The sequence below is a fragment of the Stenotrophomonas sp. YJH_SMC_120 genome, from assembly GCF_059368675.1.
Map to the genome: position 1 here is coordinate 22252 of NZ_JCAFRY010000005.1, position 14609 is coordinate 36860.

The 14609-nt window shown below is 67.4% G+C and carries 11 protein-coding genes; 9 read left to right on the forward strand and 2 right to left on the reverse strand.

Annotated features, from left to right (window positions below):
- Window positions 1-135: 135 nt before the first annotated feature.
- Together AC5P60_RS08800 and AC5P60_RS08805 are read left to right on the forward strand one after the other, a co-directional pair.
- A complete protein-coding gene (locus AC5P60_RS08800) occupies window positions 136-612 on the forward strand; it encodes an XAC0231 family protein (protein WP_005407626.1) in 477 nt (158 codons plus the stop codon).
- Window positions 613-681: 69 nt separating this feature from the next.
- The gene (locus AC5P60_RS08805) at window positions 682-1161 is read left to right on the forward strand and encodes a tRNA (cytidine(34)-2'-O)-methyltransferase (protein WP_005407625.1); all 480 of its coding nucleotides are present in this window, start codon (window positions 682-684) and stop codon (window positions 1159-1161) included.
- Between the two features lie 329 nt (window positions 1162-1490).
- Here AC5P60_RS08805 and AC5P60_RS08810 read toward each other — a convergent pair whose 3' ends face one another.
- A complete protein-coding gene (locus tag AC5P60_RS08810) occupies window positions 1491-2654 on the reverse strand; it encodes an acyl-CoA dehydrogenase family protein (protein WP_033835514.1) in 1164 nt (387 codons plus the stop codon).
- Between the two features lie 315 nt (window positions 2655-2969).
- On the opposite strand from AC5P60_RS08810, the gene AC5P60_RS08815 reads away from it, so the two are divergent.
- Complete coding sequence (locus tag AC5P60_RS08815) at window positions 2970-4646, forward strand: electron transfer flavoprotein-ubiquinone oxidoreductase (RefSeq protein ID WP_049455009.1); 1677 nt, start codon at window positions 2970-2972, stop codon at window positions 4644-4646.
- A gap of 65 nt (window positions 4647-4711) precedes the next feature.
- A complete protein-coding gene (locus AC5P60_RS08820; protein WP_483693592.1) occupies window positions 4712-5113 on the forward strand; it encodes a c-type cytochrome in 402 nt (133 codons plus the stop codon).
- On the opposite strand, the gene AC5P60_RS08825 is transcribed toward AC5P60_RS08820, so the two are convergent.
- Window positions 5107-8706 carry an ATP-binding protein gene (locus AC5P60_RS08825; RefSeq protein ID WP_483693591.1) on the reverse strand — a complete coding sequence of 1200 codons (3600 nt, stop codon included), beginning with the start codon at window positions 8704-8706 and terminating at the stop codon, window positions 5107-5109. The genes AC5P60_RS08820 and AC5P60_RS08825 overlap by 7 nt on opposite strands.
- 75 nt (window positions 8707-8781) lie before the next feature.
- Here AC5P60_RS08825 and AC5P60_RS08830 point away from each other — a divergent pair, with 75 nt between their 5' ends.
- From AC5P60_RS08830 to AC5P60_RS08850, 5 genes are all read left to right on the forward strand, one after another.
- A complete protein-coding gene (locus tag AC5P60_RS08830; protein WP_005407620.1) occupies window positions 8782-9420 on the forward strand; it encodes a response regulator in 639 nt (212 codons plus the stop codon).
- Window positions 9421-9798: 378 nt separating this feature from the next.
- Window positions 9799-10569 (forward strand): hypothetical protein, encoded by a 771-nt coding sequence (locus tag AC5P60_RS08835; RefSeq protein ID WP_049432616.1) that lies wholly within the window; start codon window positions 9799-9801, stop codon window positions 10567-10569.
- 112 nt (window positions 10570-10681) lie between these two features.
- The gene (locus AC5P60_RS08840; RefSeq protein WP_033835107.1) at window positions 10682-12673 is read left to right on the forward strand and encodes a peptidoglycan-binding protein; all 1992 of its coding nucleotides are present in this window, start codon (window positions 10682-10684) and stop codon (window positions 12671-12673) included.
- Between the two features lie 245 nt (window positions 12674-12918).
- The gene (locus AC5P60_RS08845; protein WP_495201727.1) at window positions 12919-13296 is read left to right on the forward strand and encodes a glycine zipper 2TM domain-containing protein; all 378 of its coding nucleotides are present in this window, start codon (window positions 12919-12921) and stop codon (window positions 13294-13296) included.
- 155 nt (window positions 13297-13451) lie between these two features.
- On the forward strand, window positions 13452-14576 hold the full coding sequence (locus AC5P60_RS08850; RefSeq protein ID WP_033835102.1) for a phosphotransferase enzyme family protein: 1125 nt from the start codon (window positions 13452-13454) through the stop codon (window positions 14574-14576).
- Window positions 14577-14609: the final 33 nt, after the last annotated feature.

Here is a 14609-nt window from a genome sequence, read left to right on the forward strand (position 1 = left end):
CCAGGAAGGGCTTCAGACAAAAGCTGACTGAAGGATGAACAAACGCAGGAAATCGAAAATTTTCCTTGCAAGCCCAGAGTTGGTGTACTACCTTACTACCACACCACTGATCACCAACACTAAACAGGCCCCGTCATGAACGCCAAGACCATTGCCATCGCCATCGCCCTGATCGCCGGCACCGCGGTTGTTTCGTCGGTGCAGGCCTCCGAATCCATCAAGACCCTGTCCACCGTGCAGGTTCGTCCGGCCGCCGACCAGCTGGCCCAGCAGGCCTGGGAACAGGCCAGCGGCATCCCGACCCTGGCCACCGTGGAAGTGCGCCCAAGTGCCGACCAGCTGGCCGAGCGCAGCGGCTACGTCGCCGCCCCGGTCGCCGCCGCGATGCCGATCACCACCCTGGCCTCGGTGGAAGTGCGCCCGAGCCTGGAGCAGCGCGTCGCCCTGGCCGCCGAACTGGAAGCCCAGCGCTACGCCGCGACCCTGGCTGCCGCCGCCACCAGCGTCGCCAACCAGGTGATCGTCAACCTGCCGGCCCTGCAGGTGCGTCCGAGCGCCGCCGACCTGCAGGCCCTGGCCACCGAAACCGCCCAGGTCCTGCTGCGCCCGTAAGCGGTGCCGCCCTGCCTCGCGCAGGGCGTGCGCCGTAAAGGCGGCGGTCGTCGCAGGTACACTGCGCGGATGAATGCCGCGCCCCAGTTCCACGTGATCCTGTTCCAACCGGAAATCCCGCCCAACACGGGCAATGTGATCCGGCTCTGCGCCAACACCGGCGCGCAGCTGCACCTGGTCGAGCCGCTCGGCTTCGCACTGGAAGACAAGCAGCTCAAGCGCGCCGGCCTGGACTACCACGAGTATTCGCGCCTGCAGGTGCACCCCGACCTGGACACCGCGCTGGCGCGGATCGCACCGAAGCGGTTGTTCGCCCTCAGTACGCGTGCCAGCGTCCGCTATGACAGCGTGGCGTTCGAAGACGGTGATGCCTTCCTGTTCGGCCCGGAAAGCCGCGGCCTGCCGCAGGACGTGCTCGATGCCTTGCCCGATGGCCGCCGCCTGCGCCTGCCGATGCGGCCGGACAATCGCAGCCTCAACCTTTCCAACACCGTTGCCGTGGTGATGTACGAAGCGTGGCGGCAGCATGGGTTTGCCGGCGGCGCGTAACGCCACGCGTCTCTCTTCTGCCTGGTCGTTGCTGTGGCGGGCGCATGCGTTCATGGGCGTTACTTTTCTTTCCGCGCGGAAAGAAAAGTAACCAAAAGAAACGCGCCGCCATCCGCGAGCCGGTGCTGCGCACCGGTGCCCTGCGCTCCTCGGCCCGCTTCAAGGCGGACCCAACAGCCGCGCGGTACAGGCTGTCCTTGAACCCATCTCGGTACAGTGCGCGGTTCGATACACCGATCGCTCGCCTGCGAGTACGCTACTGGGCAATGCCGGCCAGCGGCCGGCACTACCAACTCAATGCCGGCCAGCGGCCGGCACTACCGGTGCACTCAGAACGCGTTGATGCCGGTCAGTTCGCGGCCGATCACCAGCTGGTGCACGGTCTCGGTGCCTTCATAGGTGATCACCGATTCCAGGTTCAGCGCGTGCCGGATCGCCACGTGTTCGGTGGTGATGCCGGCGCCACCCAGCAGGTCACGGCATTCGCGGGCGATGTCGATCGCCATGCGGCAGTTGTTCCACTTGGCCAGGCTGACCTGCTGCGGCTGCAGCTGACCGGCTTCCTTCAGGCGGCCCAGCTGCAGGGCCAGCAGCTGCGCGGTGGTGATGCGGCGGGCCATCTCGGCCAGCTTGATCTGCGCGCTCTGCGTGGCCGCCAGCGGGCGACCGAACAGCACGCGCTCCTTGGCATAACCCAGCGCTTCATCCAGGCAGGCAATCGCCGCACCGATCGGGCCCCAGCTGATGCCATAGCGGGCCTGGGTCAGGCAGCCCAGCGGCCCCTTCAGGCCCTTCACGTTCGGCAGCCGGTGGCTGTCAGGCACGCGCACGTCATCGAAGAACAGCGCACCGGTCAGCGATGCGCGCAGGCTCATCTTGTGCTTGATTTCCTGCGTGGTGAAGCCGGCCATGCCTTTTTCCAGCACGAAGCCCTGGATGCCGTCCTCGGTCTGCGCCCAGACGATGGCCAGGTCGGCCACCGGGCCGCTGGTGATCCACATCTTGCTGCCGCTGATGCGCCAGTCGCTGCCGTCGCGCACCGCTCGGGTCTTCATGCTGGCCGGATCGGAACCCCCATGCGCCTCGGTCAGGCCGAAGCAACCGATCAGTTCGCCGCGCGCCATCGCCGGCAGCCACTGCTGGCGCTGCTCCTCGCTGCCATAGGCGTAGATCGGGTACATGCACAGCGAGCTCTGCACCGAGACGAAGCTGCGCAGGCCCGAATCGCCGCGCTCCAGCTCCTGGCAGATCAGGCCGTAGCTGACCGCGCCGAGGCCACCGCCACCGTATTCGGCCGGCAGTGTCGCGCCGAGCAGGCCCAGAGACGCGATCTCCGGCACCAGCTCGGCGGGGAAACGGGCCTGGTCGAAGGCATCGCCGATGATCGGCAGCACGCGCTCGTTGGTGAAGCGGGCGACGCTCTCCTGCACCGCGCGCTCTTCCTCGTTGAGCAGGGAACGGACATCGAACAGATCGTACGGATGCAAAGCCATGGCACTCACGCGCAGTCAGGACCGGGCTATTGTCGGTCATCCGCGAGCATCGCGTCTGGTAGGTGTGGACCTTGGTCCACACGGATGCGGGTCCGGGCGGTGAAACAATGTGCCAACCAAGGTTGGCACCTACCCGGCCGCGAGCATTACGCTGCACCGCAGCAATCATGACGTAAACATCGGCGATCTAGCTCGATCACGCGCGTCCCGGTACCCTGACACATTCAAACAACCGTTTCGCCCGTGGCTGCACGCGCGATTCCCAGGCACCGCCGGTGGCCCCGATGCCGGCCCTACCCACGAGTCATGCAATCGATGAGCGCTGAAGCCAACGCCCTGCCCCCGCGTGAAGTAATGGAATTCGACGTGGTGATCGTCGGCGCCGGCCCCGCCGGCCTGGCCACCGCGATCCGCCTGCGCCAGCGCGCGATCGAAGCCGGCCGCGAGTTGTCGGTGTGCGTGCTGGAGAAGGGGTCCGAACCAGGCGCGCACGTGCTGTCCGGCGCGGTGATGGATCCGCGCGCGCTGGCCGAACTGTTCCCGGACTGGGCCGAGCGTGGCGCACCGCTGAAGCAGAAGGTCACCCGCGACGAATTCCTGTTCCTCAGCGAAACCGGCGCACGCAGCACGCCCAACGCGCTGCTGCCGGAGTGCTTCCACAACGAAGGCAACTACATCATCAGCTTGGGCGAAGTGACCCGCTGGCTGGCGCAGCAGGCCGAGGCGCTGGAAGTGGCGATCTTCCCGGGCTTTGCCGCCGCCGAAGTGCTGTATGGCGACAACGGTGAAGTGATCGGCGTAGCGACCGGCGACATGGGCATCGAGAAGGACGGCAGCATCGGCCCGGCCTTCGAGCGCGGCATGGCGCTGCACGCCAGGTACACGATCTTCGCCGAAGGCGCACGCGGCCACCTCGGTCGCCAGCTGATCGCCCGCTACAAGCTGGACGAAGGCAAGGACCCGCAGGCCTACGGCATCGGCATCAAGGAACTGTGGCAGATCGACCCGGCCAAGCATGAGCCGGGCCTGGTGGTGCATGCCGCCGGCTGGCCGCTGGACAGCGACACCTACGGCGGCGCGTTCCTGTACCACGCCGACGGCGGCAAGGTCGCCATCGGCTACGTGGTCGGCCTGGACTACAGGAACCCGTGGCTGAGCCCGTTTGAAGAGTTCCAGCGTTTCAAGACCCATCCTTCCATCCGCAAGCACCTGGAGGGTGGCACCCGCATCGGTTACGGCGCGCGTGCGATCACCGCCGGTGGCCTGTTGTCGCTGCCGAAGACGGTGTTCCCCGGTGGCGCGCTGGTCGGCTGCGAGGCCGGCTACCTCAACGCCAGCCGCATCAAGGGCAGCCACGCCGCGATCAAGACCGGCATGCTGTGCGCCGACGCCGCGTTCGATGCACTGGCCGCCGACCGCCAGCACGATGAACTGAGTGCCTATCCGACGGCGTTCGAAGCCAGCTGGCTGTTCACCGAACTGCAGCAGGCCAAGAACTTCAAGCAGTGGTTCAAGAAGGGCCAGACCGTGGCCACGCTGATGACCGGCGTGGAGCAGTGGCTGCTTCCCAAGCTGGGCGTGCGCAACCCGCCGTGGACCCTGCACCGCACCCAACCCGACCACGCCTGCCTGGAACCGGCGGCCAAGCACACCCGCATCGCCTACCCGAAGCCGGATGGCGTGCTGACCTTCGATCGGCTCAGCTCGGTGTTCCTGAGCAGCACCAACCACGACGAGAACCAGCCCAGCCACCTGACGCTGAAGGACCCGAGCATTCCGGTGAAGGTGAACCTGGCCGAGTACGCAGGCCCGGAAGCGCGCTACTGCCCGGCCGGCGTGTACGAGTTCGTCGGCGAAGCCGACAGCGCGCGCCTGCAGATCAACGCGCAGAACTGCGTGCACTGCAAGACCTGCGACATCAAGGACCCCACCCAGAACATCGTGTGGGTGACCCCGCAGGGCGGCGGCGGCCCGAACTACTCGGGCATGTGAACGCCACGGGCTGCGACCGAGCGTCGCAGCCCGTCGCTTGCCGCGCACCGCTATCCTGCCCGCCCATGCGTGCATCATTCCTGCTCATCGCTGTTGCCGTGGCCCTGGCGGCCACGGCCTGCCAGCGCCCGCCTGCAGCGCCCGCCACGCCGGAACAGGCGCAGCAGCAGGCCATGCAACGCGCGTTCGAGTTGTGTGCCGGCTGCCACACCGTGCAGCCCGGGGGCATCCACCGCTTCGGGCCGAACCTGCACGGCGTGATCGGCCGGCGCGCCGGCAGCCTGCCCGACTACGGCTACTCCGATGGCATGCGCCGCGCCGACATCACCTGGACCGCGCAGACCCTGGATGCGTTCCTGCAGTCACCCACCCATGTTGTACCGGGCACACGCATGTACAACGCCTTCCCCAGCGCCGAACGCCGTGCGCTGGTGATCGCCTACCTGCATCAGCAGTCGGCTCAGTGAGCCAGGCGCTGCAACTGCTGTTGCAGCCGCGCCACGAATGCCGCCACCGCGGTGAACAACGGCTCCGGATCGGTCTCGGCCGCATCCTGCAGGCGTTCGACCAGGGCATTGGCCTGCGCAGCCAGCACCGTCGCTCCCACCGCGCCCAAGCCACCGGCCTGGCGATGCAGGTGCAGCGCGGCAGCCTCACGGTCGCCGGCCTCCAGCGCGCGCTGCACAGCGGCCAGGTCACCTGCACTGGCCTGCAGCAGGCTGTCGCGCAACCGCTCGGCCACCGCACGTGAGCCGAAGCGCCGCTGCAGGCTGTCCAGATCGGGCAGCGTCCTGTCATCGACGGCAGCGGACTCGGCCAGGGGCTCCTCGAACCGTTGCCCCTGCGCCTGCGGCAACCAGCGCAGCAGTGCCGCGCGCAGCGTCGCCAATGACAATGGCTTGGCCAGCACCTCATCCATGCCGGCTTCACGGCAACGACGCGCATCGTCGTCCAGCACGCTGGCGGTCAGCGCCAGCACGGCCAGCCGGGGTTGCCCGGTGCGTCCCTCGCGTTCGCGCAGCAGCCGGGTGAAGCCAAAGCCATCCAGCACCGGCATCCGGCAGTCAGTGATCACCAGATCGAAGCTCTCCGACGACAGCCGATCCAGTCCCTGCTGGCCGTCACCGACAATCACGTGCGGCACGCCCAGCTGCTGCAGGCGCCAGGCCATCATCGCCTGGTTGGTCGGATGGTCCTCGATCACCAGCACCCGTGCCTCGCGCAGCGGCGCAGGCAGCAGCGCCACCTGATCCTGCTCGGCCACCAGGGCCTCGACATCGCCACTACCGGCCTCCACCAGCGACAGCCGCACCTCGGCGCGGGTGCCCTCGCCCAGCGTACTGTGCAACGCCAGCTCGCCGTCCATCATCTGCACCAGACGCTGGCAGATGCTCAAGCCCAACCCGGTGCCACCGTGGTCTCGCTGGATGTAGGCACCGGCCTGGGTGAACGGCGCGAACAGGTGCTGCAGTTGTTCCGGTGCAATGCCGATGCCGGTATCGGTGACACTCAGGCACAGCGGCTGAGCCCCCTCCTCGCTGGTCGGCCCCAGCACCTCCAGCTGCAGGCGAACCTCGCCCTGCGCGGTGAACTTGATGGCGTTGCTGAGCAGGTTGAACACGATCTGGCGCAGGCGTACGCCATCCACTTCGTGGGCCGGCGCCAGCTGCGGGTCAATCTGCACGTGCAGCGCCAACCCACGTGCACTGGCCTGTGCGGAGAGCAGGCGGCACACGCTCTCCAGCAACGGCCGCAGCGGCTGCGGCACCGGCTCAAGGCGCAGTGCGCCAGCCTCCAGCCGTGAGTAGTCGAGGATGTCGTCCAGGATCTGCCGCAGCATCTGCGCCGAGTCCTCGATCACCCCCAGGATGCGCTGCTGTTCGATGTCCAGCGGCGAATGCGCCAGCACTTCCAGCATGCCCAGCACGCCACTCATCGGCGTGCGGATTTCATGGCTCATGGTCGCCAGGAAGCGCGACTTCGCTTCCGCCGCCTGCTCGGCCTCGGCCTTGGCCGTGACCAGGGCGTCGGCCTGTGCACGCGCTTCGCTCACATCCACCCAGTAGCCACTCCAGGTCACCGCACCGGCTTCTGCGGCATACGGATGGGCCTGGCTGCGCACCCAGCGCGCGCCTTCGCCCTCGGCGCGCAGGCGGAACTCGAGGATCAGCGGCGCGAACTGGCGCGCGGCCTGTTCGACGGCCTGCAGGATGTGTGCGCGATCGTCTTCCTCAATGCGTTCCAGCAGCGTCCTGGCGTCCTGCTCGGCCTGCTGCCGGCTGATTCCGAACAACGCCTGCAGATCACCGGCGATGAACGGGAAGCTGAGCACGCCATCGGCGTCGCGGCGTGCCTGGTAGACCACCGCAGGCAGGTTGTCGGTGACCTCGGCCAGTCGCTGTTCCAGATGACGCCGACTGGTCACTTCGCGGCGCAGGCGCCAGTAGCCGATGCCATGCACCAACAACGCGGTCAGCAGCACCACCAGCAGTGGCAGGCCCCAGTGCAGTGCGCTTTTCCAGTCAACGCCATTGCGATACTCCACCGCCAGCCAGTCGCCACGCAGCGCCTCATGCTTGCGCGGCGTAATCTGCAGCAGCAGGCGATTGAAGGTGGTCGCCAGTGCGGCATGCCGCCGCTCCACCGCCAGCACCAGCTGATCGTTGAAGCCCGCCGGTGCAGCGACCTGCAGGCGGCCGGGGAAACGACTGCGCAGCAGGTAGTCGACCACCGCCAGATTGCCCACGTAGGCATCGGCCTCGCCATCAAGCAGCCGCTGCATCGCCTGTTCCGCACTGCGTGCCGCCATGATCCGGGCCTGCGGTGCCTGCTGCAGCACGTAGCCCCGCACACGCTCGGGATCGGACAGCAGCACGCGCTTGCCCTGCAGGTCCGACATGCCCAGCAGGGCTGGGCTGTCGACGCGGCTGACGATCACGTTCGGCACACTGATGAAGGGCTGGCTGAACACCCAATCCGGCCCCAGGTAGCGCGAATCGGCCGGAATTCCCATCACCGCCTGCAGCTCGCCACGGCGGGCCTTCTCGCGCACCTCATACCAGTCGTGGCTGCTCTTCGGCTGCAGGTTGGCGCCGGCCTGCATCAGACGGCGCAGGTACTCACTGGCCAGGCCGCTGGGCTTGCCCTGCTCGTCGGTGAACGACAGCGGCGCCGCGTTCGGTGCGAAACCGATCTTCAACGGCTGTTCCAGCACCCGCTTCTCGGCCCGGCTCAGCGCCATCTGCGCCGATGCCGACCACTGCGGTGGCGGCAGCCAGCGCTGCACCAGGGCATCGCGCTGGGCCTGGCTGGTCGCAGCCAGGGCCAGATCCAACGCTTCTGCCAGCGGCTGCTTGCTGTTGGGTACACCGAAGTGCAGGCGTTCGGGAGGCAGATCGCTCGGCCGCAGCAGCACCACGCCCTGCAGGCGCTGGGTGGCGATCAGTTCGGTGGCGACATAGGCATTGCCGATATAGACATCAGCTTTGTCGTCTCTGACCATCTCGAGTGCCGCCAACGAGCTGTTTGCGACAAGCTGACGGGCCTGTGGAAAACGCGCGCGCACCTGCGGGCCGGTCAGGAAATCCTGCTCGATCACCACCCGCAGTCCATCCAGATCGGGATTGTCCGAGGCACGCAGGTCGTCGGGGCGGCCCACCAGGGCCAGCGGTGCCTCGCCATAGGCGGCGGTATAGACCATGCAGCGGGTGCGGTCGGCACTCAGACCGACATTCATCACCACATCGATCTCGCCACGACATGCCGCATCCAGCACGGAGGTCCAATCCGGAAAACGACGGGCCTCGACCTTCACACCCAACTGACGGGCAAGAAGCGACAGATAATCCGGACCCAGACCCACCTGCTGGCCATCACGGAGTGACTCGAATGGTGGCCAGCCGCTGTCATACTGCCCCACGACGATGCTTGGATGGGCGGCGAGGTACTCGCGCTGCAGGGGACTGAGCGGCAACAGCCCAGGCACTGCCTGTGCCAGCGCCACGGGCAGCACCAGCACGGCCAGCAGCAGGACCAGCCCGCGAACAGCCCAGCTACGCATCGGCGTCGATCTCCTAGAATCCTGACAGGGCCGCGATGGTCGCGGCCCGGCTTGCCCGGTGGCCATACTAGAGCAATGAGCTTGCGCATCATCATCGCAGACGACCACCCTGTGGTCCGTATCGGTACCCGCGCCGTCATCGAATCGAGCGGGGTCGGCCGCGTGGTCGGCGAGGCTGACAGCGCGCAGGCGCTGATGGCCCTGCTCGGCAGCCAACCCTGCGACCTGCTGGTGACCGACTATTCCATGCCGGGCAGCCCACAGGCCGACGGCTTCGCCATGATCGGCATGATCCGCCGCCGCTTCCCCGACCTGCCGGTGCTGATGCTCAGCGTCTCCAACAACCTGGCGATCCTGCGCATGGTGCTCGACAGCGGCGTGCTCGGCCTGGTCGACAAGAGCTCGTCGATGGACGAACTGCCGCAGGCCATCCAGGCGGTCTATCGGGGCCAGCCCTACATCAGCCGGAGCCTGCGTGAGCGGGTCGAGGCTGCGGGCAGCTGGCGCATGCGCGAGGGCGACGGCAAGCCTTTGTCGCCACGCGAGGTGGAAGTGCTGCGGCTGCTCGGCACCGGCATGACGGTGAAGGAGATCTCGCTGCAGCTGCACAAGAGCGTCAGCACCATCAGCCGGCAGAAAGGCGACGCCATGCTCAAATTGGGCCTGAAGGGCGACGCCGAACTGTTCGACTACCTGCGCGACGGCAAGATCTGAGAACCAGATCACACTGTGAGGGCATCTGTCACCGCCCTCTTTGACCGGCCGCCGTTCTGTGCCAAGATGACCCGGCATGGGTTTTCAATGCGAGGTCGAAGGAATCGGCCGGCTCATGTCCTCGCTCCCGTCCCAGGTGGATGGGGTGCGGTTTCCTGCCGGCCGTCTGGCCCGGCAACGCTGACCATGGAGAGGCGCATGCATCACCCCCCCGAGCCATGTTGGACCCTGCCGTTGCGGCCCCTGCGCGCATTCGCGGCGTGCCTGCTCGTCTCTCTTTCCGCTGCGGCCTGCAGCGCCGCCGATCCGGCCCCCTCGTCCTCCCAGCCTGGCGCCCCCGTGCAGGCTGCCGATGCGCCCCGACAGGATGTTGCCCCGATGCAGAACACCTCTCCCGACACCGCCGTCACCCCGCCCGACGCGCCGACCGTGATGTATTTCACCTACCAGGTGGACGGTGATGGCGCGACCTCCTACGAGGTCCAGAACGGCAGCGTGGCGACCTTCTGGTTCGGCCACACCTTCACCCTCGATGGCACCACGTATTACACGGGTTTCTCCTGGGATACCCGCGAGCACTACGGCAAGCCGGGCGAGCAGTCGCCGGCTGGCCCGGATGATCGCGCCAACCTCGCCGAGGCCACTTTCGTGCTGGCCGGCGCCGACGCCAAGAAGCCATGGAAGTTCCGTGGCCAGGAATGGACCATCGGCGCGCTGGGCGCGTACGACAAGGCCGACGATGTCGATACCCGGCGCAAGCCGCTTGAACATCGCACCGCCGACGGTCGCCTGCTGCTGGCGGTGCCGACCAGCAGCTTCGACCGCGGCATCAGCAGCACCGGCTATGCGCTGCTGCTGTTCAACCCCAAGCGCAGCGAAGACGACGTGGACAGCAAGGTCTGGCGCTATGTCGGCTCGGTGCGTACGGGCGAGGACAACAGCGCCGCCTGCGACGAAGGCAACGTGATGCCCTGCACCGACAGCGATGGCGAACTGGCCTTCGCTGCCGACGGCAGCGGCCTGCCGCGACTGACCGTGACCTTCAAGGGCACCACCATCGAAGGCCCCGGCAAGACCCGTGCGCTGGGCGCCGGCGACGCCGTGCACTACACCTTCGACAGCGCGACCCAGCAGTACGTCGCGCCCTGATAGCACCCGCCCACGCGCGGGTTTCCTGTTGACCGACATGTTCTTGACTCACGGATGAGTCCGGTTGGCGATTCGCGGCATGCGCCGCTCCATCAACCCCGAGGAAAACGTCATGGCACAGCATGACTACAGCAGAAAGGAAGTTCTGGACATCGTCGAGCAGGTCGCCCGGCAGAAAGGCCTTCCGGTCGATGACTTCATGCGCTTCGCGCACATCGAGACCGGCGGCACCTTCAACGAGCGCGCCCACAATACCTCGTCCGGCGCCAAGGGCCTGTTCCAGTTCGTGCCCGGCTCCGCGCGCCAGTACCACCTGACCGGCCACGAGTTCGACCCGACCCGCAACACCGAAGCGGCCGCAAAGATGTACCAGGACAACCTGGACTCGATGGCACGCCGCAACGAGCGCACCGGCCACCCGTACCTGTCCGGAGGCAGTACGCCGACCGGCCTGGACCTGTACCTGGCCCACCAGCAGGGCAGCGCCGGCTATGGCTCGGTGCAGACCGCGATTGCCACCGGCACCTTCGGCGTGGTCCGCAACGGCCACGGCGAAGAGATCAACATGCGCCGCAACGTGCTGAACCAGATCGGTTCCGACGCGAAGGCGCTGACCGGCCACACCCTGGCCGAGATGCGCGGCATGAACGATGGCGACCTGGCGCGGACGTTCTCCAGCTACTACATCCACAAGTACGCGGCGATCAGCATTCCGGAAAAGAACATCGAACCGCAGGCGGTGGCGCAGGGCCAGGGCCAGGCCCCGGCCGCGCCTGCACAGGCCAGCGCAGCCGTGGCGGCGGGTGCAGCCACGCTGGCGGCAACCGCAGCGGCGGCTGCCACACCGAAGCCGGGCATCGAACTGCAGGCCGCCTACGAGGCCGGCGTGAAGTACGACCACGTGAAGTACGCCATCAACATTCCGGGTCACGCGCTGTACGTACCGGGCAAGACCGGCAAGAACGTGGAGCAGGGTTACATCGACTGCTCCGGCTGGGTCGGCACGCTGCAGAACCGCACCATGGACGAGATCAACCAGAAGGCCGGGCATGCGGTCTTCAGCAAGGCCGATCGCATCGACCTGGGCAACCTGGGTTCCGGCGGCATCGTGCGCAAGGCATTCGACCAGTCCGGCGTGCTGCTTGACCGCGACGCGATCCTCAAGCCCGGTGCGCTGAAGGAAGGCATGATCATCGGCCTGGATACGGCCAGGACCCGCCACGAGCACTGGAACGGCATCGACCACATCGTGATGGTGGTGCGCGACCCCACCACCGACAAGCTGCTGATCAGCCAGTCCACCGGCAGCAAGGGCGTGCACACCATGCCGGTCGAGGACTACCTCAAGCAGGTGAAGGACCACCCGAACTGGAAGCTGTACGCCTCCGATCCGCTGTCCAAGGCGCGCGACCTGCTGGAAAACCGCACCCCGTCGCACGAGCAGGCCCAGGGCAAGCCTGCCGCCGAGCACAAAGCCGCTGCCACGCCGCACGCCGAACTGTACAAGCAGGGCGCGCACAGCGAGGGCGTGCGCAAGGTGCAGGAGCAGCTGGGCCACCTCGGCTACGTCGGTGCCGACGGCAAGCCGCTGGTCGAGGATGGCCGCTTCGGCCGCAACACCGACGCGGCGGTGCGCCAGCTGCAGAAGGACAACGGCCTGGTGGCCGACGGCATTGTCGGGGCGAAGACGCTGGAGGCCATCAAGGAAGCCCGCGAGCGCCCGCTGCTGAACGACGAACGGCACCCGCGCAATCCGCTCTTCATCCAGGCCAGCAAGGGTCTGGAACTGTTGCCGGCCGGCACCTTCAAGGATCGCCACGCGCTGGAAAGCGCCGCGGCGGCCCTGACCAAGGAGGCGCATGCCGCCGGCCTGCAGCGCATCGACACGGTGGTGCCCAGCCCGAACGGTGAACGCCTGTTTGCCGTGCAGGGCACGATCGGTGACCCGGCGGCCAGCCGCGTGGCGGTGGAGGCCCGAGCCGCCAGCGAGCAGAGCATCGCGCTCAGCAGCGGTGCCGTGCAGGGCGCGCCTAACGTGCTGCACCAGCAGCAGGACGCCCAGCAGGAGCAGGCCCGGCAGGCACAGAAGGCGATGGGCATCTAAGCCCGCAACGCCTTGGCAGAGAAGGGAGGGCCACGTCCGCGTGGCCTTTTCCCTTTCTGCCAGCTGAGCGGCCGAGGCCGCTTTCAGCCTTGCTTCATGCCGCCTGCCGCTAGATGAATGCGCAAGCCGCACGGTGGACCAGGCAATGTTCCGGCAATGTTGGAACGTCAGCGTGGTCTCCACGGTAGCCGGGGCGCCCGCGCCCTCCCTGCCCAGCGTGGCATGCACCTCACAGGAGAACGAACATGCTCAGTACTTCCACACTCAGCTTCCGTGGTCTGGCGATGGCCCTGGCACTGGTTGCCGGTGTCGCCGTGGTCAGCGATGCCAGCGCGATGTCGAGGAAGGACAAGCGCACCCTGGTCGGCGCCGTGGTCGGTGGCGTGGCCGGCAACCTGCTCTCCAACGGCGATCCCGCTGCCACCGTCGGCGGCGCCGTGGCCGGCGGCGCGATCGGCAACCTGACCACCTCCGACCGCCGCGACCGCCGTTACTACGACAATCGCCGTTACGACGACCGCTACGATCGCCGTTACGACCGTGGCTACTACCGCAGCGGCTACTACGACCGCGGTGATGACCGTCGCTGGCAGCGCGAGCGCTACTACGACAACCGCTACTAACACGACCGCGGTCGCCATCGCGGCTGGTAAGCAGCGCGGCATCTCCCATGCCGATGCACGGACGGGCGGGTCGATGACCCGCCCGTTTGCGTTGGCCGCGTGCATGGCGTTGAATGCGCAGCCTTGGATGTGACTTTCCCCACTGGGGCTGCGGCATGACTTCTTCCTCCCACCGCGTGCAGGGCCTCAACAACGACGAGGTCGCTGCCGACTGGCCACCGATCAGCGCGGCGGACATCGCGTGGCTGCGCCAGCACTACCCGCAGCTGGACGAGCGCAGCGAACCGCGCTGGCACAGCCCGCGGCCGCTGTCGGCTGCCGCCATCGTCAACGGCGTGGAAGGCGCGGTGTTCATCAAGCGCCACCACCACAGCGTGCGCAGCACGGCCTGCCTGGAAGAAGAGCATCGCTTCATCGCCCATCTCGCCGCAGCGGGCGTACCGGTGGTGCAGGTGCTGCCAGCGGCCGATGGCCACACTGCGGCCGAACATGGCGAATGGACGTTCGAGCTGCATGCGATCGGCGTCGGCGAGGACCTGTACCGCGACGCCGTGTCGTGGTCGCTGCTGACCGATGTCGCGCAGGCCCGCGAAGCCGGGCGCACACTCGCGCAGCTGCACCGGGCCGCCGCCAGCTACCACGCGCCCCAACGCAGCACCCATGTGCTGGTCGCGCGCGACGATCTGATCCGTGCTGACGATCCGATCGCGGCCATCAAGGCAGGGCTGCACGAGCGTCCCGGGCTGGCCCGCTATCTCGCGCGCATTCCATGGGAAGCGCAGTTGCAGCGCGACGTGCTGCCGTGGCATGCCGGCCTGGCCGAGCGCCTGCGCGATGAGCCACGGTTGTGGGCGCACAACGACTGGCACGTTTCCAACCTGCTGTGGCGCGATGGGCAGATCAGTACCGTGCTGGATTTCGGCCTGGCCTCGCCCACCAGTGCGCTGTTCGACCTCGCCACGGCGATCGAGCGCAACGCGGTGGCGTGGCTGGAACTGGAGCGCGGCATGGAGGCGGTGCGCATCGATATTGCGCTGGCCCTGCTCGACGGCTACCGCCAGGTGCTGCCGCTGTCGGCGGCACGCGTGCACCTGCTGGCCGACCTGCTGCCGATGGTCCATTTCGACTTCGCACTGTCCGAAGTGGAGTATTTCGAGGGCGTCACCGGCTCGACCGCCAATGCCGATGTGGCGTGGCAGCCCTTCATGCTCGGCCATCCGGCGTGGTTCCATACCGCCCCGGGGCAGGCACTGCTCAACGCGCTGCACGCGGCAGCCTGAAGGACGCCGGCTCGCAAATCCGTACCATTTGTA